Genomic DNA, 26,627 nt, shown 5'->3' with positions numbered 1-26,627 from the left:
TTGAGCCTAGAACTTCTCGAACCCAACAGGTCTTCGAGGCTCTGAGCTTCAATGAAGCTGTTCAACGCTCGATCCTAGGCTGACACGCCCTATGACGCTCCCATGCGCTCCACACCTTCGATGCACTCCACACCTTCGATGCTGTTGTGGTCTCCGAGGGAACGTTGCCAAGACGAGACTCACAAGCTCCACCGACCTTCAACACTGCACGAACGGCGTCCCTGTGATCCATCTGCCACCCCGCTCCTCGTCCTCAATTTTGGAGGGCGGGCACCCGGCGCGTATACTTCTCAAGTCGCACGGGGTGTGGCGCAGCTTGGTAGCGCGCTTCGTTCGGGACGAAGAGGCCGTGGGTTCAAATCCCGCCACCCCGACTCGTGTGGAGTCCCAGGGCACTGTTCAACAAGGTCCTGGGACTTTTCACATCCGCTTCTTCTTGATCTTCCCTCCAGGTATTAATCCCCCTGTAGGTTCACTGCATCTTCTCATAGCCCCTGCACCTCCCCCGCGCCTGAGACTTCTATCAATGGTACGAGGCATCTGGCTACTCGGGCAGGGATCACCTCCCACGCTGTTAACGCGCGACCGACCACGCGCATCTGGCCGCGGGGACGTGCATCTCCTCTGTGGCACAACCTCCTCCATCCCCTGTGGCAGCGCCTCCTTCATGCCCTGTGTTCGACCTCAATGCTTTGAGGTGTGCCCGACCTCAGTGCCTTGACCTGTCCGAGGTCTCACTATCGCTTGCCGGTTCTCGGTGAAACCGGGATAACGGCCAGAATGGAGTGGTGGGACAGAAAGTATTCGTTTGACCTGGACTTTTTGGCTTTGTGGTGCGGAAAAGTCGGAATACCGGTCAGAATGTGCGGCGCCGCCCGTGCGGTGGTGCGGCGGTCCACAAGTCGAACCGTACGCCTCGGCCCCTTAAGAAAACCCCAGGTCAGAGTTTGGATTATCAGACTTGTCTACGCCTATTGTCCGACTTGAGGCCTCGCGGCCTGGGTGCCGACCAAAACCCTCGCAGCCTACGTCCACGCCGAGCCCTTGTGGCCTTAACCGAAGGATATCGGCCACAATGAGCGACATTTTCGGGTGTGTCCAGGGTTTTTCGAGGTTGAAGCGTCGAGCCTTCTAGCTCCGTGGCGCGGAGCATTCGCAGCCGCACCGCCCAAAGGACCCCAAATATAATCTCGGCGCCATCAACCACCCCTCAGCCTCGCCGAACGCATAATGTGGGCACCCGCACACCACCCCACACCAATCCAGAGAACCCCAAATATGACCTCGGGGCTATCAAGGACCCCTCAGCCTTGCCGAACACATAACGTGGGGACGCATGTCCCAAAGAGGCTGAGGCATAGACGCACAGCAGCCCGGACTTCCAACACCGCACCTCGAAGCAGCAACACCGCACCTCGAAGCAGCAACACAGCACCTCGCAGCTCCGCCACGACAGCTCGCAGCTCCAGCACCGCACCCCGCAGCTCCAATCCAGCAGCCTCGATCTACCGGATAACACCCACGGCGCGCTCCTCAGCGCGCAAAGCGCCTCGCGACCTCCAAGAAGCGATCATTCGTTAGCGGATCGGCAAGCGTCACCCGAACGCCCTCGGGGAAAGGACGAACGATGAGGCCCGCATCCACACATGCTTCGACAAAGTCGGCCCCCAAGCCCGGAAGGAAGAAGAAGTTCGCCTGAGAATCCGGCACCGAAAGCCCCGCCTCGCGAAGCGCGGCGATCATGCGTTCGCGCTCGGCAATGACCGCCTGAGCCGAAGCGCGGACCCCGGCCTCGTCCTCAAGGGAAGCGAGAGCCGCTGCCTGCGCGACACTCGACACCCCAAAAGGAACGGACACCGCCTGGATTGCACCAATCAGCTCCGTATTCCCAATCGCATACCCGACCCGCACTCCCGCGAGCGCATGCACCTTTGAGAAAGTCCGCAAAACGAGGACGTTCGGATGCTCCTCAATCAACGGGATCGCGCTCGACACGCGCGGATCGCTCGCGAAATCAATGTACGCCTCATCAACGAGGACGAGGACAGATGCGGGAACGCGCTCAACAATGTCCCGGATCGTGTCGAAAGTCAGAACAGGACCCGTCGGGTTGTTCGGCGAACACAGGATCAAGGCGGTAGCATCCTGAGCTGCACACACGAGCCCCTCAACATCGTGACCCCCATCCTCGTCGAGGGGAACGGGAACCCCTTCGGCGTGCGAAGCTGGGATCGCAATCGGATAGGACTCGAAGGAGCGCCACGGGTAGACGACTTTCGCGCCCGGCGAGCACACGGCCGACAGGGCGGCGAGGAGGAGCGCAGAAGAGCCGGTTCCGACGCAGACCTGCTCGGGAAGGACCTTGAAACGCTTGGCGATGGCCTCGCGCACTGGCGTTGCCATGAGATCCGGGTAGCGGTTCACGTTCTCAAGGGCTTTTCTCATCGCCTCGAGGATGGGGGCCGAGGGCGGGGTCGCCATCTCATTCGAGGAGAGTTTCATTGCTCCCGGCGCGGCCTTCCCCGGCCGGTAACGCGGGAGATTACGGACGGCGGGGCGGATCGGGACCTGGAATTCGCTCATGCTTCAGTCCTAGCGCACAGCGCCGAAGGAGATGAAGGATTTCCGAAGTGCGGGCGTTCACGCGCTCAAAGGGCGCGGAGGGGACGAGGGGCCTTTCACGTGGGCCAGCATGAGCGTTGAAGCGTCGCTCAGCGAGCGCGGAGCGGGAAAATGCGCGACAGTGGAGGCATGGAGTTTCTTCTTCGTCTTCTCGCAACCATGGCAGGGATCTGGGTGTCCGCACGCCTGATCCCCGATATTTCCTTCACCTCAGGGGCTTCCCTGACGGAAACAGCCCTCACACTCGCAGTGATCGCTCTTGTTTTCACCGGGGTCAATTCCATCATCAAGCCGATCGTGAAGACCTTGACTTTCCCGCTCTACCTGTTGAGCTTTGGGCTTTTCGCAATCGTCACGAACTCGGTCCTCTTCAAGTTCACGGGCTGGCTGTCCACACAACTCGGCTTCCCCTTCTCCACGGGCGGTTTCCTGTCCTGCCTCTTCGGAGCGATCATCACCGCGATCGTCTCTTCTTTCGTCGCGGGCTTGTTCGGTGCAAAGAAGAAGGAGGACTGAAAAAGGACACGTGAGGAGGCGCCGATCCGCACGTCAAGACGGAGAGCCGCCGAAGCAAGCTGCGCAGCGGTCGAGGCAAGACGGGGAACGACCAAAGCAAGACGGGGAGCGGCCGAGGCAAAGCCCCGGCCGCTGCGCAGCTTGAGCACCCCCACGGACTCCCCGAAATGCTCATCCGGGGCAGCGATCGGACTTGCAGCAAGCTCGCGAGCCTCAGATCGCGGCGAGCCAGCTCCCCCGGACACCCAGCTCACCCGGACACCCCAGCTCCCCCAGCTCCCCCGGACCCCCAGCTCCCCCAGATCCCCCGGACACCCCGGCTCACCCAAGCTTCTCCCATCCCGGCTGCTACGCAGCTTGAGCGCTCCCAGCTCAGATCGGCCAGGCCTCCATGCGCCAGGCCGCATCCCAAAACATCCACTCATAACGACAGGCCGTCTCGAAGGCCTCACGCATACGCCCACGCGCCTCCTCTGACACCTGCTCGGCCAGACGATCCACAATCGAACGAACAATCATAGTCTGCTCGGCGAAAGCCGGATCAGCGTACATGCCGATCCAATCCCCATAAGCGTGATTCTCCAGCTCACCGGCTTTTTCGAGCAGAGAATCCCCAACACTCTGGTAGATCCAAAAACACGGCAGAACCGCACTCGCAGCGACCGCATACTCACCCGAGGCGAGGCAGGCCAAGAGGAAACTCTGATACGCCCTCGAGGTCGGCGACACCTCCAAGGGGCCGTCAACCTCCACATGGGAAGCGTGCAAGGAACGCTCAACAAGGATCGAATCCCTCGCACAGCCCGCCCAGAACACCAGGTCATCCGGGTCGCTCGCCATCGAGGCAAGCCCCGCAAGAGCCCGAGCATAAGTCCCGAGGTATCCCGCATCCTGACGCATGTAGTAGTCGAAGCGCTCGCGTGAAAGAGTCCCCTCACCCAAGCCCCTGAGGAAATCAAGATCCTCAATCGCCTGACGGATCGGGACAATCCCCTGCCACAGTTCATCGGTGAAACTCATCGCTCCTCCTTGGGCCAGATCGCGTGGAAATGGTGAATGGGGCCGTGCCCGTGCCCAACGCCAAGAGAATCGGCGTGAGCAATCGCCTCCGTGAGGTAAGCCTTCGCGTCCTTCACGGCATCGACCCATGTGTGACGACGAGGACGCAGAGCCGCAATCGCCGAAGAGAGGGTGCAGCCGGTCCCATGAGTGTTCTGCGTGGCAATCCTGCGGCCCGTCAAAACGAGGGGCCCGTCCTCGTCGATGAAGACATCACTCGCATCTTCATCCAGGTGCCCGCCCTTGACGAGGGCGCGCTTGACTCCAAGCTCGCGCAAAGCCTTCGCCTGCTCGATCATCTCCTCAACGTTCCTCGCGCGTTCACATTCGAGGAGGACCGCCGCTTCGGAAAGGTTCGGCGTGATGAGCTCGACAAGAGTGCAGAGCCTACGAACCTCGGCCCGCGCATCCGGCTCGAGGAGCGGATCGCCCGAGGTCGCGACCATCACCGGGTCGAGGACCGTGTTCTCCAGGGTCGGAAGATACTCAGCGACGAGGGCGGCAAGCTCGGCGGTTGCGAGCATCCCGATCTTCGTCGCACCGGGGCGAATATCAGCAAGGACGGTGTCGAGTTGGAGTCGAACGAAATCCAGGGGCACGGCATGCACTCCCGTGACACCACGAGTCGACTGGGCGGTGAGTGCGGTAATGACACTCATCGCGTAGGCGCCATTGGCGCTCATCGCCTTAAGGTCCGCTTGAATGCCCGCGCCTCCCGAAGGGTCAGATCCTGCGATCGTCAAAGCTGTGACGGTCCTAGTCATTCCTGTGCTCCTTCATTCCACTGGGCAAGTAGTTGAGCTGCGGTGGCAGCCGGGTCAGGGGCGCAACAGATCGCGGACACGATGGCCCCTCCGTCAATGCCGATTCGCGCGAGCTGCGCCATGTCATCGACTCCGACCCCACCAATCGCGACGGCCGGGATGCCGACAATCCTCTTCAAGCGTTCACAGCCTTCGAAGCCGAGAACATCAGGAGTGTCGGTCTTTGTCGCGGTGGTGCGCAGAACTGAAAGGCCGACGTGGTCGGCCGCCCCTTCCTCTCGGGCGGCCTGTGCTTCCTCTTGAGTGCCGATCGACAAACCAAGGTAGGCGTCCTCGCCGATGAGAGTGCGCACGAGGGAGGCGGGCAGATCGGATTGACCGACGTGCACGCCAGCAACTTGCGCTCCGAGGGCGCGGGCCGCGAGGAACACGTCGACGCGGTCGTTCACGATCACGGGGACTTTCTCGCCGACGGCTTTCGCGACCTCGAGGACTTCCTCAAGGAAGGGCCTCCCATCGGAGTCTTTAGCGCGCAACTGCACGCAGGTTGCGCCGCCCTCAACTGCGGCGATAACGGTTTCACGGACCGTGCGGCCCGCGCTTTCGCACAGGCCCGCGTCAGTTACGAAGTAGACGCGAAGATCAGGGGCGGTCCTCATGACAGGGGGATCCTTTTCAGCTCGGCGCCTTCCAGCGAATACAGGGCGTCGAGGAAGAGCGGAGCGAAAGTGCCCGGCCCTGCAGCCTGAGACTCGGCGCGCTCAGCCGCAGCCGAGTAGGCGATATGGCATGCGGCAACAGATTCCAGATCCCCCAGGCCCTTGGTGCGGCCCGCGCTCACGAAAGCGGCGCTCACAGCGCCGAGGGCGCAGCCACCACCGGTCACTCGCGTCAGCATCTCGGCTCCACCTCCGACGCGGAGGATCTCAGAGACGGACACGATCGCATCAACGGCCCCAGAGATCGCGACCACGCACTCGGCCTTTTGCGCGAGGGCCCGGGCCGCGTCGAGTGCGGCATCAACCTCGTCAGCGGCATCCACGCCGCGACCCCCGATGCCAGTGCCAGCCAAGGCGATGATCTCCGAGGCGTTACCCCGGATCACAGTGGGCTTGAAGTCGAGGAGCTCATGAGCGAGGGCGGTGCGATGCACGAGTGCGCCCACGGCCACAGGGTCAAGGACCCAGGGGACGCCCGCATCATGAGCGGCTCGCGCGGCCTGTCTGGCTGCCTCACGCTGTTCAGGAGTCGGGGTTCCTAAGTTGATGAGCAGGGCGGAGGCGATCGAAGCGAAAGGCCCGGCCTCGCCGACAATGTCAACCATCGCCGGTGCGGCGCCCACTGCGAGCAGAGCATTCGCGGTGAAGTTCGTGACGACCGAGTTCGTAATGCAAGAAACCAGAGGAGTGGTCTCGCGAACGGCGTTGAGTGCGGTTGATGCGGTCGCGTGCGTAATCATGCGACATCCCTTCGTCAGAATTATCTGGACAGGTTCAACGGGTGTGTTCTCAGCCAGTGGCACCCCGTGTCACGCAGCACACGTTAGCACTCCACAGGGTGTTTGACCTGCGCGCTAAGCCCTTGAGCGCGCTTGCGCGAGCTGTTCTGGGACCTGTTGCCAGCACGCTCTCGCACTCTTTCTTCACAGACTTCTTTTCAGCACCCTGCTGCGCGACTCCTCTTTAACACCCCTTGCGTAGTTTGGTCTGCGTTTCCTTTTCCGCACCCTCTTGCGCAGTTTCTTGCCCATCTCCATCCCAGGCTCAGTCTGCGTTTTCAAGCGCGAGGTGTCGCGAGGCTTTTTCAGCGAGGTGTCACGAGACCTCTTCAGTAGCCGACCCTTTGAGTGTCGAAAACGAAGGCCGTCGTCCTCGTCCTCGAAGAAAACCCCATCCGAGAGCTTCGCGCCTCCTCCCAAGCCCTCACCTCCGCGAGCTCTTCTCCCTCATGTGCCTGAAGATCAGCGAGTGCGTTGCGGTACAGCCCGATGTCGTGGGCGACGACCTTCCCGCCCTCCTTCCCCTCGGGGATATAGGGTTCCCCGTCGAAGTGGACGGTAACGACTCCTGGGGCATTATTCGCACCATCCAGCCCGGGAACAATGTCCCTCGTGTTCTCAAGAGCAAGGACACGCACACCTCCTTCGGGGACGGACCCGGCGATTGGCGAGCCCGCAGTCAGGGCGGAAACGACCGAATAGTCCTGACAGAGCGTCTGGTCGGTGGCGAGGTCCGCAGCAACAATGCCCCCTTGAGAATGACCGACGAACTCGACCGGCTCACCCTTGTCAATTCCCGCCATCTCCATTGCCGCCAGAACCGCGCGCTTTTGGTCCGTGTCGAGGCCGCCGACTCCCTGGAAGTTCGTGAGCATGTCCTGCGGGTTCGAAGCTCCAACTCCCCATTTCTGTGTGCCGCGTACAACGACGCTCCACGATCTACTGCTCGTCCCATCCCCCAGTGGTGTCTCATGGCGCAAGATCATGAACTGGCCGGAATCGCCAGAACCATCAAGGCTCGCCAGGTGATCGAGAAGCGCCGTCGGTTCCTTTGGTGTGGGGACCGAGGATGCAGGAGTGGGAGTCGGAAGCCCTGTCCCGGGAAGGGGGAGTCGATGCCCCACGAATCTGGTGAGGCTTCTCGTGCCTCCCGGAACAAGGCTTGCGCTTGAGAGCAGGTCAATGACCCTCAGATTGGTCTCCCCTGTCTTGGCAAACCCCCTGCTCACACCTTCTCCGGGATTCACTAAGACATGATCCCGGCCGGGTGGAAGGCCCTGACCGCTGCGCACTTCAACACCCTTTGGTGCGCCGAAAACGGAAGCGCCCAAGAAGGAGGAGAGCCACGATACCCGTGCCGCAGCCTCTTTCGTTCCTCGACGTCCGCCCGCATCCTCCTCGCAGAAGGGAGTATCCATGAGCGCCCTGCTGATCGTAGCGAGGTCGCGCTGCAGGCGCACTCCAGCGAAACCATCGCCTGCGCCGGAAGTGAATTCCATGATCTCCGCCATGATTCTCGCGTTGCTCCCCGTCGCAACGAGGCGTGCCAGCCAGTCGAAGTAACTACTGGCCGCCCTGTGAGGAGGCGAGGCGATACCCGAAGAATGGGGGCCTTTTGAGCTTAGGAGCAGACTCAGCAACACCCCGCTTGCGCCCGCAGGGCCTGGAAAGAGCATGGATATTCCCGCAATGCCCCGTAGCGCCAATTCACCGTCAGTGAGGGGCTCGCTCAGACTCAGGGCTCGCGACTCTGCTTCGCAATACAGGTTCGCCGCAAACCTCACAGAATCAACGAGCTCAATCAAACGGGCTCTGGCAGTCAGGATTCCCTGTTCGGCGGACTCGGCGGCGACCCTTGCCTGCCAGGCGCCAGCAAAGTCCCCGCTCGAAGCGGCCAGGGTATCCTCGCCAGCACGGCGCGCACGGTATTCGAGCTCTTCAAGATCACAGGCAAGAGCCTCAAGACGAGCCGCAGCAGCGAAAAGAGCCTCCGTATCGACCTGGGTCTCACCGTTCGTCACAAGGAATCGGCCAAAAGCCTCCATCTCTTAGCGTCCCATCACACTCGCGCCGAAAAGTTCGGCATCCGAATCCGCTAAGGAGGCAACCCCTGAGCCGAAGAATGCAACCTCAGAAGAGCTTGCGCCCGCAAGGGCCGCAGCGGCGAGAGAATCCTCCACGAATTGGACCCGCGCCTCAGCCTCGTTCAATGCGAATTCCGCCTGACTTCTGGCGCTTTCCAGCATGGAGCAAAGCTCGACGAGCCGTGAGCGTGCGCCTTGTGCGGCGTTTCCCTCCCACCCGTCGAAACGTTCAAGCCCGAGCCTGCACACAGCGCCTTCAAGTTCTGCAGCGACAATCCGCAGGTTGTCCCGCGCGTCTTGCGCCGCGATCAGCGCCCCTGCGCTCATCCTTTTCTCCTTCCCCTTTTGAGGTGACGCTAAGCCACTCGCCCTCTTCAATCAGGCTCGACAATGGGAGGATGTGGACCAGCGTGCGCCGAGTCGATGCCTGTGGATGAAGGCGCGGAGGGAGGAAGAATGCAGATCTTCACGAAGAAGGATCCGAGGCCCTCACGGATTTCCCACGAGGTCACGGGACTCATGTGGCTCGCCGACACGTCTCCTAAGGCCGCGCGGGTCGTGCCCGTCCTCGACAGTGGAAGCACCTGGCTCACAGAGCCCCGCCTCCACAGGGTCTCCCCCACCGCATCGGCGGCAGAAGAGTTCGGTCGAGCTCTCGCCCACACTCACGCGGCAGGTGCCCCGCATTTTGGCGCTCCCCCGCCCGGACACCTGGGCGATGGGTGGATGGGCGAAGCCCGGCTCCCTCTCCTCCACGAGGGCGCACCCGCCTCTTGGGGAGAGTTCTACGCCCAGTACCGGATCCTTCCCTACATTGATTCACCGGGCTTCACCCCCGATCAGCGCACAGCGCTGGGCATGCTGTGTGATCGTCTCGCAAGCGGAGAGTTCGACCATGAACAGCCGAAGCTCCTTCACGAGGGCGCGCTCACCAAGGATGGAACTGGGGAGAAGGAAGTCGCTCCGACCAGGGACAAGACCGGGGAGAAGCAAGACCCTCTAGTCGGAGAAAAGAAAGGCACCCTCGCAGGGGAGAAGCAGCACACCCTCCCTGAGGACAAGAGCCGGGACGCAGAGCCGACTTTGCCGACTCCGGCCCCCTACAGAGCCCAGCACGCCTGCGGGCACATGGCCGCACGCACGCACGGCGACTTGTGGAACGGCAACGTCATATGGACCCCCTCCGGTGCGGTCCTCATCGACCCGGCCGCTCAGGGCGGACACGCCGAGGAGGACCTCGCCGCCCTCGCCGTCTTCGGCTTCCCCATGCTCGAAAGAGTCCTTGCCGCCTATGACGAGGCCTCTGCCCTGGCTGATGGTTGGCGTGATCGCGTCGGCCTTCACCAACTCCACATCCTCACCATCCACGTCCACCTATTCGGCGCCGCCTATGTGCCGGAGGTCATGAGCATCCTTCGACGCTTCGTATAACCCACGGATGCGCGTAACGCACGAATGCGCGCCCCCTCCTGCACGAGCGGCGCGCCCTCCCTCCTGCTGCGTCTGGGATGATGGGGACATGAGCGCTGATTGGTCCACTCTGTTCTCCCCCTCCCACGGCTACTCCGACCTCGCAGCTTCCGGAGAGCCACTCTCCCCTCTCGACGGTCGCTACCGCACCGCAGTCGAACCCCTCGCGAATCACCTCTCTGAAGCCGGTCTCAACCGCGCGCGAGTCCACGTCGAGATCGAATGGCTCCTCCACCTCCTCGACAAGGAGGTCCTGCCCGGAGCCCCGAGCCTGAGCAACGCCGAACGCGAATACCTGCGCGCCCTGCCTCGTTCTTTCTCCGAGGCCGAGATCCGGCGCCTCGCACACTTCGAAGCCACCACCCGCCATGATGTGAAGGCCGTCGAATACCTCATCGCCGAACACCTCGACAAAGCCGCCCACGTCCTCGGCCCCAACACCTGCCTCCCGGGTCTACGCGAGGTCGTCCACATCTTCTGCACCTCCGAAGACATCAACAACCTCGCCTATGCACTCACCGTGAAAGCCGCGATCGAACAGGTGTGGCTGCCTTCGGCGTGCGCCCTCCTCGATCGCCTCCACCGCCTGAGCGAGGTTGGCGCCGATGTCCCCATGCTCGCACACACTCACGGCCAACCCGCCACTCCCGTCACCATGGGCAAGGAGATGGCAGTCTTCGCGCATCGTTTCGCCCGACAGATCCGCCGAGTCGAAGCGTGCGAATACCTCGGCAAAATCAACGGGGCGACCGGCACCTGGGCTGCGCATATCGTGTCCGTTCCCGGCGCCGATTGGCCGAAGATCGCGCGCGAGTTCGTCGAGGGCCTGGGTCTGAGTTGGAATCCGATCACCACTCAGATCGAATCCCACGACTGGCAGGCGGAACTCTATTCCGATGTCGCCCGCGCCGGACGCATTGCACATAATCTCGCGACCGATTGCTGGACCTACATTTCGATGGGCTACTTCCATCAGAACCTCGCAGCCCAAGGCTCGACCGGCTCCTCCACAATGCCCCATAAGGTCAATCCGATCCGCTTCGAGAACGCCGAAGCGAACCTCGAAGTGTCCGGAGCGCTCCTCGATTCCCTCGCTTCGACACTCGTCACCTCGCGCCTGCAGCGAGACCTCACGGATTCGACGACGCAGCGCAATATCGGCATCGCCCTGGGGCATTCGATCCTCGCCTACTCCAACCTGGTCCGTGGCCTTGATGGCATCGACCTCGACGCGGAACGCATGGCTGCGGATCTGGACGCGAATTGGGCGGTCCTCGGTGAAGCGGTGCAGCAAGCGATGCGCGCTGCCGCGATCGCGGGCCACACGGGGATGGCGAACCCCTATGAGCGTCTCAAGGAGCTGACCCGCGGCCACGAGGTCGATGCTGCCGCGATGCGTGATTTCATCTCTACTCTGGGGCTTCCCGCCGAGGTTGAGGAGCGTCTGCTCGCTTTGACTCCTGCGAGCTACATCGGCGCGGCCCCCCAGATCGCACGCTGGGTGCTTCCTCGCGAACGCTGAGAACGAGGGGCCTTGAAAGCAATGGCTTCTCGGGGTGAGGTTCCTCGGGGGGTGGGCCTTCCGGGTGGGGTCCGAAGCTAGGGCCTGCGCTATGGGGCTCGAAGGTGGGCCCAAGACCGAGGAAGCTGAGACAGCGGGGGTTCTCAAGGGGAAGCTCTGAGGACGATGGACCCCGGGACCCGCCTCAGGGCGTCGCACTGGGACGATCAACCCAAGCGCCACCAACTCGTTGAATTCGCCGGAAGGACCGAGCCCTTTGCTCCGCACCCCGAAGCATCCACAAGATCGGCGGTGTTGAGCAAGAAGCTCGCGCCCTCGATAAGAGGAGTCTCTCGCTCCTCGTCAGCAGTATTCGTCGCGCACACCAAAGAACCAGCGCGAAACGCCACGACCTCTCTAGGGACCGCATCAATCCACTCCACTCGGCTCGCCCCACCCAAAAGCTCGGGACGCAAACGGCTGAGCCTCTTGTACAAGGAGAGCATCGAGTTCGGATCGGCCTTCTCAAGGTCGCGCGCACAACCTCGGAAGGAGTCGGGCTGAGGGAGCCACGGCTTCGCCCCTCCCTCGGGCCCAAAACCCATCGAAGAACCCGACGCACTCCACGGGATCGGGACACGGCATCCGTCACGACCGAACTCGGCGCCACCCGTACGCGTGAAAATCGGGTCCTGACGAAGCTCATCCGGCAGATCAAGGACCTCCGGCAAGCCGAGCTCCTCACCCTGATACACGTAGACCGTTCCCGGCAGGGCGAAAAGAAGCCCCGCCTCCGCCTTCGCACGGCGCACCCCCAACTCCACGTCGACCGGCCAACGCCTACGAGCATCAGCCAGCATGTCCCTCGGATCCGGATCCCGATCAACCTGCTCTTGCCCCAGGCGCGTCACCACACGATGCACATCATGATTCGACAAAGCCCAGGCAGGGCCCTCCTCGGCGCCCGCCACAGCGAAAGCGCGTTCAATTGAACGACGCAAACGGTAGGCGAACCAGGGTTGAACGAGCAGCTCGAAAGCGAAGGACTGGTGCAATCGGCCCGGCTCGGTGAAACGGGCAAGCTTCTCAGCCGAATCCACCCACACTTCACCAATGAAGTACTTCTTCTCCTCGTAGGAGTCAGCAAGGGCGCGCCACTCCTCGTAGATCTCATGGACTTCTGGGCGGCCCCACAGTCCCTCAGCTCCGACTCCCTCGCCACGCGGAATCCTGGCCGGTTTCACCAGTCCGTGTGCGACGTCGATGCGGAAACCGTCAACCCCGCGTTCGAACCAGAACCTGAGGATCTCGAGGAACTCCTCACGCACCTGTGGGTTTCGCCAGTTGAAGTCCGGCTGGCTCCAGTCGAAAAGATGCAGGTACCACTGCGGGTTCTCCCGCCCGTCCTCGACGCGATGCCACGCGCCCCCTCCGAATACGGAAGTCCAGGTGTTCGGAGGGGTTTCGCCCCCGTCCTCGCCCTCGGTGAAGATGAAGCGGGCCCTTTCGGGACTTCCCGCTTCGGAGGCGATCGCCTCGTGGAACCATGCATGCTCAACGGATGCATGATTCGGGACGATATCCATGATGACTCGGATACCGAGGGCGTGAGCTTCGGCGAGCATGAGCTCGAAACCCTCAAGGCTGCCATATTCGGGATTGATCGCACGATAGTCAGCGATGTCGTATCCGTGATCGCGCTGCGGCGAGGGGTAGCAGGGGTTGATCCAGATGATCTTCACGCCAAGATCAGCGAGTTCGGGAAGGCAGTGGCGCAAGCCCTCAATGTCTCCGATCCCATCCCCATCGGAGTCCCTGAAGGAGCGGATGTAGACCTGGTAGGCGACGGCGTTGCGCCACCATCTTGAAGAGGGGCTGAGGCCGAGCGGAGTTCCCGGAGTGGGCGAGGGGGCCTGAGCGGCAGTCGAGTCCAAGCTTTGCGAAGTCTCGTCGTTCATTCTTTTCCTTGGTGATTGCTGAAGTGAGAGTTTTGTGGAGTGCTCCCCTTCTCCGGAGTGCAGAAATGTCATTCCCGAAGTGAGAAAGCACCTTCTTAGGTTGAGAAAACAGGCTCTCAGGCTGAGGAAGCAGGCTCTCGGGCTGAGAACAATTGTGCCGCTCGTGTTCTGAGGACAACCTCGTCGCCCCTGCTTTGAAGAAAGGCGCCACCCTCAAGGTGAAAGCGAAAAAATGCGGATGCCCGGGAAGTTCAAGGTCTCCACCTCGGGTCCGATGCCGGAGAACCGTAACGAGCGAAGAGGTCCTCCGGCCTGGCAGTCTCGTCGAGGAAGCCAAGGACCGTCATATCCGCGAGGACGAGGACACCGGCCTTTCCTCCCTCCCTCGTCACCTCTTCTTCCGAGCCCGCCGACGTCGGCCCGGCTGCGCTTGCGGAATCTGCTAGATCCGGCTCCTCCTCGGCCGCACCTTCCGAATCTGGCAGCTCCGGCTCCGCCCCGGCCTCGTCACTGCATGCTCGCCCAGCACACAACCCCCCGGCGTCCTCACGAGCGGGAGCGTCGAAGGACGTGATGATGCGTCCGCGAATCGCGACAGGCGCGAGCTCCGGATTATCCCACACGGCCTTCGTCCCCACGTCCAGCAACTCGGACAAGATCGCAGGGCTAACACCCCCGCCCTTCGGCAAAAAAATATCGAATGCCACGAGAGCCGGCTTTCCGAAACCCTCCCCGACCTCGACAGACACCTCAAGTGGTATTGAAGGCTCGAGCTCTTCGAGACGTGCACGAAGCGCCTCATCAACGCTGGAAAGGAGGAGAGCGCGAAAACGCGATGAACGCCCACTCCTCTTCGAAGGACGCATCGCCTGCATGGCGATTCCCACGCCAAGAGCCCCCACGCCGAGTGCGCCGATGACCAAAGGACTTGCGATCTGCGGGATCTTCCGCGTCGCCGAAGAGAAGGTCCCCTTGTTAATCGGCGTGGACATCTGCGTCCAGCGGAGGATCTCCTGCCAGGACGAACCCGGCGTCGAATGAGTCATGATCGAATGTCCTTCCGGGGTGCTTCCTGCGAGCGCTCAAACCCGGGCACTGCCCTGTGCCCGCCGATTCTGATCGTTTTCGGGATTCTCATCGATTTCAGGATTCTCTTGGGAGTGTCCGCCACTTTCTTCACATAATCAGATACAAGCCTCGAATACAGGGCGAACGCCGATATTGAAAACTCGGGAAGAGCAATCAAAGGGGTCGGAGACCAGTCCATGTGGTAATCCACCGGCTCGAAGTCCTCCGCACGATCAAGCGCAACGAACGCATCTTCCGTGTCCGTCCTCGTCGGTTCGAGGAGTTCTTGCCAGACCTCGTAGAAGAAGACGCGGGTCTCTTCGTCAATCTGCGGTAAGAAATCCGTCAATGCTGCAACTGAGGACGCCAGCCGACCCCAAGGATTCACACGCACCTTCCGTTCGAGGTGGCGCACCGTCTCCGTATACGTCGCAGAAGAATGCGCATAGTACAAGGGGGATTTCTTCGGGCGCACGAGGCTGCGACCCACGTGAACACGTTGATCGGGGGCTCGCGCCGGAGTGCCGTCCATCGAGGGGATCACATCCTGATCGTGCTGAACGGACACCATCGTGACGTCTTCACGAATGCGGATGCGCCGCGCAGGGGCACCGGTCGCGAGGATCGCCTCAACGTCGACTCCTGCTTTTAGCGGTGGCAGCGCAGCGAGGGCGACCGCCACCATTCCTCCTTGCGAATGACCGCAAATCATGACGGGTTCTTTCGAATAACCCGCAGGATTCACGCCGTCGAGTGCCATCGCATGATGCAGTGCCTTCACCACCCCGACTCGCATCGCCGACTCCAAGCCGAGCATCTCACGAATATTCGACTCGAAATCAGCCGGGTTCTCCGTGGAGTGAAAGTCCGTGTGGGCCGTGCCAGGCAGGGAGAGAAGCCAGCGTCGGGCCTCGCCCTCGCCGACCCGAGTGATCTTGAGAGTGTGTCCGGCGCTCATTGACCAGTACATGTCGTCAATGTCGGCACACATGTCGCGCAAGGATTCAGGTGGCTTCGGGCGTCGAAGATGAACCTGGGGGCGGCCCGGACGCGGTGAAAGGGGCTCCTCAGGATGTGCCGAATCACGCAGCAGGGTCACGTGGACGGCACCGCCGCGCGCCGCACCGATTGCCGTCAACACGGTGAGCATCCCCGTCATGAGGGCGTCGTAAGAACGACTCGGCAGCAGAGGCAAGAGGGCTGCGGCGCGCCGGGCCCGCTCTCCGCCACGTCCTCGGTCGAGGGCGATCTCAACTTTCAAGACCCGCGAGAATGCACGGTTGAGGGTGCCTGCGGCTCCGGCGAGGCCACGGACGAAAAGCGTATCCAGGCCGGGTTCGTCGAAGAAGATCCTCTGGGATCGTTCAGAGGTGTCGACGCCGAGGGCCTCCGACTTCTCACGAGCAGCCTCACGCCACCTCTCTGGCAGGCTCTGAATCTCCGCAACGAGGCCGAGGGCACCCGTTGCCAGGAGGACGGGCAGGAGGGGGATGAGCGTGAAGCGCACCTCCGCTGGAGGGTAGGAGTGTGGCACTCTGCGTCGCGCGTACATGCGACGGTGCCTGCGCCGGACGCGCATGCGGGGGCGTCTACGGGGTGCACGCACGTGGGAGGTTCTGCGTCGTGTTGCCATTCGTTCCCCTTCCCCTGTGCCACGGTCCTTGTCCTGTTTTGCACAGTCGCTACTGCTGTGGGGGTTTCACGTGCTGTGATGACCCATCGGCGTTTCGCGTGTTGCTGGTTTCGCGTTACACGTTTCGCGTCTTAGTGTTGCTCGTTCGAAGTCGTGCTGGACTCAGGCCGTGTTGCGTGTTCGAAGTCGTGCTGGACTCAGGCCGTGCTGCGCGTTCGGAATCGCGCACTCGGCCCGTGCTGTGCCTTCGAAATCTCGCACTCAGTGTTACTCGTCCCGCATCGTTTCGCGTCTCGGTTTATTTGTACGGCGTTACTCGTCCCACCTCCTGCTTTATTCGTTCGGCGCTACTTGTTTCGCTCGTGTTTCAAGCGTAATCCTAAGAATCGCGGGGCGCAGAAGCGAATGCGGCGAGGCGCTGAGGCCACAAGAGGAGGGCCTTACGACAACACCTGCAACCATGACGACAGCCGAAGGCAGGACACCTCCATCAGTGACATTTCCAGCAGTACTACCTCCATCAGTGGAGGGAATCCCGACAAAAGGAGGGACTACAACCCCTCCACACTCCGCCAACCCCTCCACTCACAAATACCCAAGACACCCCGGCCCAAGTCCCACACCGATCACACCTGCCACCCCCTCCACTCACGGGCCTGCTCATTAGTGGAGGGGATCCTGACAAAAGGAGGGACTATAACCCCTCCACACATCGTTAACCCCTCCACTTACGAAAACCCAGGATTTCTCCACTGATCGAATCACGCGGAAGGATTGACGCATATACCCCCTAGGGGTATTGTTCAGAGGGTAGGGCAACTGAATGCCCTATGGCGGAGCCACGAGAAGGAGCCCTGATGACATACGGCTACTCGTCCTCGACGGACCGCTACCTCGCTCGCCTCCGCCGGATCGAAGGACAGGTCCGAGGACTCCAACGCATGGTCTCCGAAGGCGAATACTGCATCGACATCCTCACGCAGATGTCCGCCGTCCAATCAGCCCTTCACGCCGTTGCGCTCGGGCTCCTTGAAGACCATATGAACCACTGCGTCATCAATGCCGCGAAGGAATCCGACGAGGCCGGACGCGAGAAGATCCAGGAGGCGACACACGCCATTGCCAGACTTGTGAAATCCTGAACCACCCCGGACGAGAGAGTCGGGCTGCATCCACGTGCGACATCCCAACACTCACCCTGTGCTCCGCTCTTGCCCGTCGGCGTCAAACGTCCACTCGTAGCCCTTCGCTTCGTAAGCGAGTTCCACTCGTCGCCCACCTGGGACAAACACCCCGGCGAGCCCGGAACCTGAACTTCGGCCCGCAGAATCCCTGGGAGCCGTCTCCGCCACTCGGCTTACCTTTAGAGTCCCGTGGAGGTCCCCTTCCTCCACTCGGATCACCTGCAAAGGCCGGAGCCGAGCACCGTATTCATCCCCAATACCAGCCCCCACACCCCAAGGACAGCCCAAGTCTCTCCCTCAATCTCGAATCCGACACTGCGAACTGCTTCGCAGGACCCCTCCGACACTGAAGACTGCCTCGCAGCCCATTCTCTGCCCCAGACCCAGACTCCAGCCCCGATCACACTCACACCCCTAAGGAGAATCCCATGACCATGGAAATTGATCGTTCCATCGAACTCGCCGTCAATGGCATGACCTGCGGCCACTGCGTGAAGTCCGTGACCGAGGAGCTCGAAGAAGTCAGGGGCGTCACCAACGTCGAGGTCATCCTCAATTCTGGTGCCACCTCGAAAGTCACCGTCTTCACCTCTAAGGGTGTGGACGATGATGCCCTGCGCGAAGCGATCACAGAAGCGGGCTTTGAGCTCGTCAGCATTTCCCGCGATTTCTGAGCGGACCTGAGTGGGCCGCCCGTGTCTGTGCCTCGGAGCGCCTGCCCGCACCAGCTGCTACCTTGGCGGCCCGCTCATTTTCCCATTCTCCGCGCCCAGGTTCTCGTCACTCCTGTGTCTTGCTCGCTCTTGCAGCTGCCCCTGACTCCTCGGCCTCGCGTCCCTTGACGAGGGCGAGGCCGGGCTCCGAGGACAAGGCCGGGGGCCGAGGACGGGACTCGAAGCAGTTCACCACCTCCGCGAAGCAACCCTGACAAGCCACCCGCCGCCGGGGCCAATCCGAGTGGCCTTATCAAACACGTCCCCATCCACACTGCCACCCCGCCCGGGCCGATCTGAGATCACTCGTTCAGTTCCAGGGCGCTTTGAGAAGGAACACCGTGTCTACGCCCAGCACCGACTCCACCCCTTCCACGCCCAATACCTCCGCGCCCTCAACGAACGCTTCCTCAGTGACCCCTTCTTCCTCCCCAAACGCAATCTCAGAAACAACCCCCTCATCGACCACCTCCTCACCGGGCGTGGGCGAAGGAGCCCGCGAGCGCGCCGACAATCTGGAACACCGCCTCCTGATCTCCGCGCCTTTCGCGATCCTCGCCCTCGTCTTGTCAATGGCACCGCCCCTGCAGTTCAGCGGATGGCAGTGGGTCGTGGCCCTGGCTTCGATTCCCGTGACGACCTGGGGGGCGTGGCCATTCCACAAGGCAGCTTTCGCAGCTGGGCGCCACGGTTCCACAACAATGGACACCCTCGTCTCCCTCGGCGTCATCGCCTCCTCACTGTGGAGCTGGTGGGCTCTGCTCTTCGGGGGCGCGGGCGAACTCGGGATGCGCATGTCAATGACATTCCTGCCCCGAGCCTCCCAGGCGACGCATGCGCAGATCTACTTCGAGGGCGCATGCACCATCGTCGTCTTCCTCTTGACGGGCCGCTGGATGGAGGCCAGGGCCCGCTACCGCGCTGGTGACGCCCTGCGCTCGCTTCTTGAACTCGGCGCGAAAGAAGCGATTCGCGTTGACATTGATCCGACGAGCGGCGCGCGTTCCTTCGTTCGCCTCCCAGCAGCGGATCTTGCGATCAACGACCTCTTCCTCGTTAAACCTGGAGAGAAGGTCGCCACTGATGGGGTCATCGTGGAAGGTGCGACCGCCCTCGACACTTCACTCCTCACGGGCGAGTCCGCGCCAGTCGACGTGTCCGAAGGCGATGCCGTCACCGGTGCCACGATGAACACCTGGGGTTCGATCCTCGTGAAGGCCACCCGAGTCGGAGCGGATACGACGCTCGCGCGAATCGGGCGCATGGTGACTGAGGCTCAGGCGGGTAAGGCGCCCGTTCAGCGTCTCGCCGATTCGATCTCCAGTGTCTTCGTTCCCCTCGTCATCGGGGTTTTCCTCCTCACCCTCGCGGGTTGGCTCATCTGGGGCGCACCGCTCCAGGCGTCATTTACGGCAGCCGTCTCGGTTCTCGTCGTCGCATGTCCCTGTGCGCTGGGTCTGGCGACCCCGACTGCTCTGCTCGTCGGCTCGGGGCGCGCGTCCCAGCTTGGAATCGTCATCAAGTCCGCTGAGATCCTTGAGCAGACTCGCTCGATCGACACGATTCTTCTCGATAAGACGGGCACGGTCACGACCGGGCGCATGTTCCTTGAGGAGGTCTGCGGCACTTCGGGCGTGAAGACCACCGCTGAAGTGCTCTGCGACGAGGAACGCGGTAGCGAGGAAATCAGTGAAGAGGAGGCTCTCGCCATCGCTGCCGGTGTCGAATCGGCTTCCGAGCATCCCATCGCCCGAGCGATCCTCGCCGGCGCGCACGAACGCGGCATCACCCCCACCCAAGTCACGGCCTTCACTAACCACGCGGGTCTTGGTGCCTCCGCCATCATCCATCGCCCCGAAGGCCCCGCCCTCGCCCTCGTGGGTCGCGCAACCTGGCTCGCGAATATGGGCGTCACCTTAAGCGAGGAGCACCACCGCGCCCTCGCCGAAGCCAAGCGCCGCGGAGCCTCCGCCGTCGTCGCCGCGATCATGGCGAAGTGGATCGACGAGGGCGGGGCTCACTCGTCCATTAAGCCCACAGGCTCTGGGCATGTGCTCCCCAAGGAAGACACTCCCCTGCCCCTCGCGACGATCACCATGAATGTCCAGGGCATGACCTGCGCCTCGTGCGTCCGACGCGTGGAGCGCAAGCTCGGGAAACTCGAAGGGGTGAGCGCGCAGGTAAACCTCGCGACTGAGACCGCGACGATTCTCCTGAGCTCAGAGCATTCGAATGAAGAACTTGAAAGGGTCGTCGACAAGGCAGGCTACTCCGGCACGATCCTTGAACGTCACGAAACGGGCGAACGTGGCCTTGCATCCCCAAGCAGCGACGAGAACGGCGAAGAAGAACGAGAAACGCAAGAGCGTGTCCTCCCGGCAACCCTTGAGGGCGCGAAGGCCCTGGCTGTCCTCATTTTGAGCGACACGGTAAAGCCGAGCTCTGCCGAAGCGATCGAACGTTTGAAAGAACTCGACATCGAGCCAATCCTCCTGACCGGAGATAATGAGGCCGCAGCCCGTAGGGTCGCCGAACAGGTCGGCATCCACCGAGTCATCGCTCAGGTCATGCCCGATGAGAAGCGCGATGTCGTCGCGAGCTTGCAGGAGCAGGGTCATGTGGTCGCAATGGTCGGCGATGGTGTGAATGATGCGGCGGCACTCGCTCAAGCGGGCGTACAGGGGCTTGGAATCGCGATGGGGTCGGGAACCGATGTCGCGATCGAGGTCGCCGACATTACCCTCATGAATTCTGAGTTGACGAGCGTGGCGACCGCGATCCGCATCTCCCGGCGAACCCTGCACATTATCAAGGGCAATCTTTTTTGGGCTTTCGCCTACAACGTCGCGATGATCCCCCTGGCGATCGCGGGCCTGCTTAACCCGATGTTCGCTTCGGCGGCTATGGCGTTCTCATCGGTGTTCGTCGTCCTCAACTCCTTGCGCCTGCGCAACGCCGACTAAGAGAGCCTGCGCAAGTGAGCTGAAAGCACCTACGCAACGCGGGCTGAGAGAGCCTGCGCACAGCGAGCTGAAGGAGCCTTCGCAACGCCGATTAAGAGACCCTGCACACAGCGAGCTGAAAGCACGGGTGTCTTGAGGAGGGTCAGGCCTGGGCCTGCGCTTCCTCGGCGGTCCTGTCGCGAGCCGGACGAGGGAAGGGAATCCCAATGCCCTGGGGTATCGTCTGGCGCAAACGATGAGCGCCGGGAAGGCGGACCCGACGCACGGTGAGACGCGCCGAAGCGAGCGCAGCATCCGCGAAGCGCAGCGAGGGTTTCAATTCACCGAGCGACTTATCGGCGCCACTGTGTTCGAAATGGCAAGGGATCTCCACGACGGAAAGACCCGCGACGAGCACATCAATCGTCATCGCAATCTCAAGCCCATACCCCTTCATGAAGGGCATTGACGCTTGGATCGCTTCGCGCGTCGCACAGCGCACGAGGGAGAGGGGGCACGTCGGCTCCCAGCCGGTCGAACGTCGGATCCTCGCGCGCGCCATGTTCCTTGCATGGGAACGGCCGCTGTGCTGTTCGGTACTCGCGGGTACGGCGCAAGCGAGATCCGCTTCTCCAGTCATCACAGCCTCAACGAGGGCGCTCGCCTCTACCGCGGACTCGCCCAGATCCGCCGAAAGGATGAGGAGGAGGCGCGGCGGCCAATCGGCGTGGTCGCGCATCGCCGCAACCTTCACCCCTGTCTCAATGGCGGAGGCTCGGCCTCGTTCAACAGAATGGCGGACAACTACGGCGCCCGCTGCACGCGCATAGGAACCCGTGTTGTCGTCTGAACCGTCATCGACGACGATCAGCAAGTCCACACCGGGGATGGCTCGGCACGCTCGGATGGTCGGCGCAATGTCACGGCCGACGTTATGGGCAGGAATGATCGCTGCGACGCGTTGCGGCGCATGAGGATCCGCGCTGCCCAGGAGATTCACGATTCGATCATAGCGCCGCTAAGGACAGGCGGGTCGGGAGTGAAGCGCGTAGGGGCTGAACCTTGAGATGCGCCTTCGAGCCGCTCACCCGCCTCGTCCGAGCACGCCCGACAGCCCCTGGCAAAGCCACGTTTCACCCGCGAATGCTGAAAGTATCCCCCATGTAAGACCCGGCGGGAAGATCCTCCACGAGGATGTCCTCCACACTCGCCCACTTCGGCCCCTTGTAGAGCCACACGATCAAGCGAGCCACCCCATCAGCCGAGCCCTGCGCAATGACGCAGACCGAGCCATCCGCACGATTGCGAACCTCGCCCACTAGGGAGAGGCGCTCGGCCTCGTGCTGACAATTCCACCGGAAGCCGCCCCCCTGGACCCTGCCATAGATGCGCGCGCTGATCGTCCGAATACGAGCCTGCGCAGGCTGCCCGCTCATGACATCGCCCTCCTTGCCTCAACTATGAAGAAGGACCGGGTGTTGGCTAAGGCCGCCACCCGGTCCGATCCGGTCCGGTCCGATGATGAAGATCGACTCTGCGGCTTCGATCAGCGAATCGTCACCTGACGCGACACCATGCCCTGACGGGCACGCCTCTCTTCAGGCGTGAGCGGCTCCTTCACCTTGAGGGCAGCCGCAATGGCCTTCTCAAGGACTCCAGCCTCCTTCACGATGTCCTCGGCGCGCACACCCTCAGCCAGTTCGAACACGGGGATCGCAATACCGCAGGCGCGGAAGGCACCGATGAAACGCGAACCCTCACCCAGGTTCGCCTTTCCGGCGGCCTGAACACGGGCCAGAGCATCAAAAAGGGGCGACTCTTCAACATCGGAGAGGTAACGAACGAAGTTGCGGTTCATCTCGCACCAGTACATGCCCTCAACGCCCTCGACCTTCACGGTCGGGATGATCTCGTTGTGATTCTCCTCGAGGGCACGACGAGTCGCCTCATCCCAATCCTCGTCCGGATTGAGCCAGAAAGCGAAGTTCTCCTCCAAGACCATTTCGCCGAGCGAATCGGGGTCGAGAATGTCTTGCAGTCGCTCGGAAGGATCGCGCACGTTGAAATCGACGAGGCCCTCGTCTCCGTTCTGCTTCGCGGAGATCGCATTGAGTAGCGCTGCGCCCGCATCGTGCGACAGATCGCCCGAGTTCGAACGAGTCTGCAGGGCCACGAGAATCCGACCATCGCCGCGGACCATCGCACCGCGACCATCGGGAAGTGCGGTCACGAAGTCGAAGGCCACGGAGCCGTGATCGGCGTTCGTGCGAGCAGTCAGAGTGGCGCAGGGGATGATCTCTCGCATGGCGACGAGCTCAACCTCGCGTGGAAGGCCCTCGAAGGGGCGAGCGACGAAGGGAATCGGCGCGCGATACTGCGCCAGAGCGGCAGGATTCGCGACCTTCTTACGGCGACTTGCTTTACCCATGAGCGCAATCGTAGCGGGGTGTCGCGCCCTTCACCTACGCCAAGATCCTCGCCCAGCTACTCCACAACCTCCGCTGCAGCCGTCTGAGCGCCCATCATCCGGATTGCACATTCGCCGCCGCTCGCGAGGCTCCACTCCGATACCGCATCCGAAAAACTCGGTGCACACCCAGCATGCATCACAACGCATCACAACGCCCCAGGCAGGGCGTGTTACCGGGGAGGAGCGAAGCCCCCACAATCGCCCGGGGATGTTCCTCATGGCGTCCCTGATGCGGTCAGCTCCGCGAACGCTCCCACAAGAGCCCGGGGCTCTTGTGCAGATGTGCAGGCGCCGCACCCCGGCGCGGAAAACCCCACCAGCCCCCAGGAGGCTGTTGCAAGCACTCAGCAAGACGATTGCAAGCACTGAGCAGGACTATTGCAGACACTCAGCAGCAGGCGTGGAAGCTCCCAAACGGAGGCTGGAGGCTACCGTCTGGCGGCTTCCGGCTAGCGGCTGGAGGCTACCGTCTGAAGGCTGGAGGCTCAGGAATTGTCCGCCGCCGCCTGCACCACGGGCAAAGCCCTGCGGTAGCGAGCCAGGAAACGGTTATAGGCCTCATGATCGGCCGGGTCGGCATTAATGACATTCGCCTGCGCGGAAGCGAACACCCTCTCCCTCAGATAGTCCGGGAGGGACTCGCCCTCGGCCTTCGCGAGCGCATAACGCGCAAGCACCGCAATGCCCCACGCGCCACCCTCGCCCGCAGTCTCACCGACGGACACGGAAATGCCGAGTGCATCGGCGAGGATCTTCTGCGCGACCCCCGCAGTCTTGAACAATCCACCGTGCGCGAAGAGCTCATCAAGCGCCACGCCCTCGGCCCCCAAAATGTCAAGGCCGATGCGGATCGGAGCGAAAATGCTCATGAGCTGGGTCCTAAAGGCGTTCGCGAGAGTGAACACCGCCTCCGGAGTGTGGGTGAACAGGGGGCGTCCGCCCTCAAGCCCAATGATCGGCTCGCCCGACAGCGTGTTGTAGGCGAGCAGGCCAGCGCCATCCGCATCGCCCTTCAAAGCGTTGGAGTACACAAGCTCGTAGACCTGCGAAACATCCAGCTCCATGCCCGCAAGTTTCGCGAACTCCACGAACATGCCAACCCATGCGTCAACCTCGGAGGCGCCATTATTCGAATGGACCATCGCGACGGGCGAAGCGTCCGGGGTCGTCACCATGTCGACCTCGGTGTGCAGGCGCGACAGCGCCTTTTCGAGGACGACCATGAGGAACACGGAAGTGCCACAAGAAATGTTGCCGGTCCTTTGGGCGATTGAGTTCGTCGCGACCATGCCGGTCCCGGCGTCACCCTCAGGAGGGCAGAAGGGGATGCCGGGTTTGAGCGTGCCCGTCGGGTCAAGCAGGAGCGCGCCTGCTTCAGTGAGCTCCCCAGCCCTCGCGCCCGCAGGCAGAACCTCGGGCAGCAGATCGGCGAGCTTCCAGCCGAAATTCCGATCAGCGACGAGGGCGTCGTAGGCCTCGACCCGAGCAGCGTCGTAGGTGCCACTCCTTGAATCGATCGGGAACATGCCCGAGGCGTCGCCCACGCCGAGCACATTGCGGCCGGTGAGTTGACGGTGCACCCACCCCGACAGGGTCGTGATCGACGCAAGAGAGGGGACATGGGCTTCCTCGTCAATGACCGCCTGGTGCAGGTGGGCGATCGACCAGCGCAGTGGAATATTGAAGTTGAAGGCGTCGATGAGTTGTGAGGCGGCGCGCCCCGTGTTCGTATTGCGCCAGGTGCGGAAGGGCACGAGCTGTTCGCCCTCGGAATCGAAAGCCAGGTAGCCGTGCATCATTGCGGAAATGCCCACAGAACCGTAGCTCCTTGGGACGAGGCCGTAGCGTTCCTTCACATCGGCGACGAGAGTCGCATACGCATGTTGAAGCCCTTCTCGGACCTCTGTGAGGGAATAAGACCAGAGTCCATTGACGAGTCGGTTCTCCCAGGAGTGGCCCCCGGAAGCGAGGATCTCGTGATCTGGGCCGATCAATACGGCTTTGATGCGTGTGGAGCCGAGCTCGATGCCAAGAGCGGTCCGCCCGTTTTCAATGAGGTCTTTCGCTTCGCCAGTCATCTCGGGGTCCTTCCGTCCTTGGCGCTTCCCCCCGAGATTCTGCCACTGCGAGCCTCGTCTTGGCCACCGATTCGCGGCCTGTCCTCATCGCGAAAGCGGCGCTGAACTCAGCGGTATGAGCGCTGAGCTCAGCGGAATCAGCAACGAGTTCAGCGTGCGAGCCCGCAATGGTCGAGCACCGCGCGGATCACGGCCGCAGCTCCGTCGTTCTCCACAGCACCGGTCACGTGATCGCCCTCTGCCTTGATGTTGTCCGCAGCACCACCCATGACGACGCCGAAGTTCGCCCATCGGATCATCGGAACGTCATTCGTGCCATCACCGATCGCGACGGTTCCGGCCCTTCCGATCCCGAGGGTCTCGGCGAGTTCATGCAAACCGCTGGCCTTGGTGACACCAAGCGGCAAGACATCCGCCCAGCTCGTCCAGCCGACCGAACACTCGTAGCGCTCGGAGATGCCGAGTTCATCGACCAGGTCCTGGAAGTCATCTCGGTCCATTTCTGGAGCGCGAATGACGAGCTTGATCGTCTCCTTGCCGCGCAGTTCTTCGACCGGATGGACGCGGTGAGTCTCGATGAACTCGCCTGGAGGGAAACCACCCGACAGCAAGAAACAATCGGACACTTCCAATCCGATCAGCGCATCAGGGATCCCCTCTAAGACGAGGTCAATGAGGTCCGTCGGGTCGAAAGTACGGATTCTCGAGGACACCACGCCTTGACGCGCGTCGAATTGGACGCTCACCGCGCCATTCGAGCAGATCGTCCACCCTTGAGGGTCGCCGAGTTGATGAAGGACAGGAGCGGTCGCTTCGAAAGAACGGCCGGTCGCGACCACCGTTTGAAGGCCTGCACGGTCGGCCTCGGCCATCATTTCGCGAACGCGAGGCGAAGGTCCCGAGGGGAGGAGCACCGTCCCATCCAGATCCACTGCAACGAGGATTTTCGTAGGATCCTTCGGCATGTCGGCGGGCAGGGCGAGGCGCGCCGCTTCGACCAAGGTCTCGAAGGGGATCGGTTCTTCCCCTGATGGGGGCGGCGACACGAGGTTCAGGATCGGCTCCAT

21 protein-coding genes, 1 tRNA gene and 1 riboswitch are annotated in these 26,627 nt (G+C 62.3%); of the genes, 7 read left to right on the top strand and 15 right to left on the bottom strand.

Going from position 1 to position 26,627, the window contains the following annotated elements:
- Nucleotides 1–300: 300 nt before the first annotated feature.
- Nucleotides 301–374 (top strand) — tRNA-Pro (locus JFX23_RS05050).
- Nucleotides 375–1,533: 1,159 nt separating this feature from the next.
- On the opposite strand, the gene hisC is transcribed toward JFX23_RS05050, so the two are convergent.
- A complete protein-coding gene (gene hisC / locus JFX23_RS05045; protein WP_198775990.1) occupies nucleotides 1,534–2,583 on the bottom strand; it encodes a histidinol-phosphate transaminase in 1,050 nt (349 codons plus the stop codon).
- A gap of 168 nt (nucleotides 2,584–2,751) precedes the next feature.
- Between hisC and JFX23_RS05040 the strand changes: the two genes are divergently transcribed.
- Entirely contained in the window at nucleotides 2,752–3,138 is a 387-nt protein-coding gene (locus tag JFX23_RS05040; protein WP_005962553.1) for a phage holin family protein, read from the top strand.
- A 372-nt stretch (nucleotides 3,139–3,510) separates the two neighbouring features.
- Here the strand turns inward: JFX23_RS05040 and JFX23_RS05035 are convergent, their stop codons facing one another.
- The 6 genes from JFX23_RS05035 to JFX23_RS05010 form a co-directional block, all read right to left on the bottom strand.
- The gene (locus tag JFX23_RS05035; protein ID WP_198775989.1) at nucleotides 3,511–4,158 is read right to left on the bottom strand and encodes a TenA family protein; all 648 of its coding nucleotides are present in this window, start codon (nucleotides 4,156–4,158) and stop codon (nucleotides 3,511–3,513) included.
- Complete coding sequence (gene thiD, locus JFX23_RS05030; protein WP_005962557.1) at nucleotides 4,155–4,961, bottom strand: bifunctional hydroxymethylpyrimidine kinase/phosphomethylpyrimidine kinase; 807 nt, start codon at nucleotides 4,959–4,961, stop codon at nucleotides 4,155–4,157. Before thiD ends, JFX23_RS05035 begins: the two co-directional genes overlap by 4 nt.
- Entirely contained in the window at nucleotides 4,958–5,620 is a 663-nt protein-coding gene (thiE, locus tag JFX23_RS05025; protein WP_005962559.1) for a thiamine phosphate synthase, read from the bottom strand. Before thiE ends, thiD begins: the two co-directional genes overlap by 4 nt.
- On the bottom strand, nucleotides 5,617–6,420 hold the full coding sequence (thiM, locus tag JFX23_RS05020) for a hydroxyethylthiazole kinase (RefSeq protein WP_005962561.1): 804 nt from the start codon (nucleotides 6,418–6,420) through the stop codon (nucleotides 5,617–5,619). Before thiM ends, thiE begins: the two co-directional genes overlap by 4 nt.
- Nucleotides 6,410–6,497, bottom strand: a riboswitch (TPP riboswitch). Its footprint overlaps the gene before it by 11 nt.
- Before the next feature lie 291 nt (nucleotides 6,498–6,788).
- Nucleotides 6,789–8,504, bottom strand: coding sequence for an alpha/beta hydrolase family protein (locus JFX23_RS05015; protein WP_198775988.1), 1,716 nt, complete (start codon nucleotides 8,502–8,504; stop codon nucleotides 6,789–6,791).
- A 3-nt stretch (nucleotides 8,505–8,507) separates the two neighbouring features.
- Entirely contained in the window at nucleotides 8,508–8,870 is a 363-nt protein-coding gene (locus JFX23_RS05010; protein ID WP_198775987.1) for a hypothetical protein, read from the bottom strand.
- A gap of 129 nt (nucleotides 8,871–8,999) precedes the next feature.
- Between JFX23_RS05010 and JFX23_RS05005 the strand changes: the two genes are divergently transcribed.
- Nucleotides 9,000–9,974: a fructosamine kinase family protein gene (locus tag JFX23_RS05005; RefSeq protein ID WP_198775986.1), complete on the top strand. Its 975-nt coding sequence runs from the start codon at nucleotides 9,000–9,002 to the stop codon at nucleotides 9,972–9,974.
- A gap of 88 nt (nucleotides 9,975–10,062) precedes the next feature.
- Nucleotides 10,063–11,535, top strand: a complete 1,473-nt coding sequence (gene purB, locus JFX23_RS05000) for an adenylosuccinate lyase (RefSeq protein ID WP_198775985.1) — start codon at nucleotides 10,063–10,065, stop codon at nucleotides 11,533–11,535.
- Nucleotides 11,536–11,741: 206 nt separating this feature from the next.
- On the opposite strand, the gene JFX23_RS04995 is transcribed toward purB, so the two are convergent.
- The 3 genes from JFX23_RS04995 to JFX23_RS04985 form a co-directional block, all read right to left on the bottom strand.
- Nucleotides 11,742–13,472 carry a glycoside hydrolase family 13 protein gene (locus JFX23_RS04995; protein WP_198775984.1) on the bottom strand — a complete coding sequence of 577 codons (1,731 nt, stop codon included), beginning with the start codon at nucleotides 13,470–13,472 and terminating at the stop codon, nucleotides 11,742–11,744.
- A 251-nt stretch (nucleotides 13,473–13,723) separates the two neighbouring features.
- Nucleotides 13,724–14,518 (bottom strand): hypothetical protein, encoded by a 795-nt coding sequence (locus tag JFX23_RS04990; protein WP_198775983.1) that lies wholly within the window; start codon nucleotides 14,516–14,518, stop codon nucleotides 13,724–13,726.
- Complete coding sequence (locus JFX23_RS04985) at nucleotides 14,515–16,173, bottom strand: alpha/beta hydrolase family protein (RefSeq protein WP_233050594.1); 1,659 nt, start codon at nucleotides 16,171–16,173, stop codon at nucleotides 14,515–14,517. Before JFX23_RS04985 ends, JFX23_RS04990 begins: the two co-directional genes overlap by 4 nt.
- An 857-nt stretch (nucleotides 16,174–17,030) precedes the next feature.
- On the opposite strand from JFX23_RS04985, the gene JFX23_RS04980 reads away from it, so the two are divergent.
- The 3 genes from JFX23_RS04980 to JFX23_RS04970 all read left to right on the top strand — a co-directional run bounded on the left by JFX23_RS04980 (nucleotide 17,031) and on the right by JFX23_RS04970 (nucleotide 21,033).
- Nucleotides 17,031–17,315, top strand: a complete 285-nt coding sequence (locus JFX23_RS04980; protein ID WP_005962586.1) for a metal-sensitive transcriptional regulator — start codon at nucleotides 17,031–17,033, stop codon at nucleotides 17,313–17,315.
- A 470-nt stretch (nucleotides 17,316–17,785) separates the two neighbouring features.
- The gene (locus tag JFX23_RS04975; protein WP_005962589.1) at nucleotides 17,786–18,031 is read left to right on the top strand and encodes a heavy-metal-associated domain-containing protein; all 246 of its coding nucleotides are present in this window, start codon (nucleotides 17,786–17,788) and stop codon (nucleotides 18,029–18,031) included.
- A 380-nt stretch (nucleotides 18,032–18,411) separates the two neighbouring features.
- Nucleotides 18,412–21,033 carry an HAD-IC family P-type ATPase gene (locus tag JFX23_RS04970; RefSeq protein WP_198775982.1) on the top strand — a complete coding sequence of 874 codons (2,622 nt, stop codon included), beginning with the start codon at nucleotides 18,412–18,414 and terminating at the stop codon, nucleotides 21,031–21,033.
- A gap of 142 nt (nucleotides 21,034–21,175) precedes the next feature.
- On the opposite strand, the gene JFX23_RS04965 is transcribed toward JFX23_RS04970, so the two are convergent.
- From JFX23_RS04965 to JFX23_RS04945, 5 genes are all read right to left on the bottom strand, one after another.
- Nucleotides 21,176–22,012: a glycosyltransferase family 2 protein gene (locus JFX23_RS04965; RefSeq protein WP_198775981.1), complete on the bottom strand. Its 837-nt coding sequence runs from the start codon at nucleotides 22,010–22,012 to the stop codon at nucleotides 21,176–21,178.
- Between the two features lie 133 nt (nucleotides 22,013–22,145).
- A complete protein-coding gene (locus JFX23_RS04960) occupies nucleotides 22,146–22,448 on the bottom strand; it encodes an acylphosphatase (RefSeq protein WP_198775980.1) in 303 nt (100 codons plus the stop codon).
- Between the two features lie 110 nt (nucleotides 22,449–22,558).
- Complete coding sequence (locus tag JFX23_RS04955; protein WP_198775979.1) at nucleotides 22,559–23,440, bottom strand: DUF5926 family protein; 882 nt, start codon at nucleotides 23,438–23,440, stop codon at nucleotides 22,559–22,561.
- A gap of 527 nt (nucleotides 23,441–23,967) precedes the next feature.
- The gene (locus JFX23_RS04950) at nucleotides 23,968–25,560 is read right to left on the bottom strand and encodes a xylulokinase (RefSeq protein ID WP_198775978.1); all 1,593 of its coding nucleotides are present in this window, start codon (nucleotides 25,558–25,560) and stop codon (nucleotides 23,968–23,970) included.
- A gap of 149 nt (nucleotides 25,561–25,709) precedes the next feature.
- Nucleotides 25,710–26,627: an HAD family hydrolase gene (locus tag JFX23_RS04945; protein WP_233050593.1), complete on the bottom strand. Its 918-nt coding sequence runs from the start codon at nucleotides 26,625–26,627 to the stop codon at nucleotides 25,710–25,712.

The sequence above is a fragment of the Schaalia cardiffensis genome, assembly GCF_016405145.1.
In the GTDB taxonomy this organism is placed as follows: domain Bacteria; phylum Actinomycetota; class Actinomycetes; order Actinomycetales; family Actinomycetaceae; genus Pauljensenia; species Pauljensenia cardiffensis.
The sequence above is the reverse complement of the archived record's forward strand: the minus strand, read 5'-3'. Positions and strand labels throughout refer to the sequence as shown.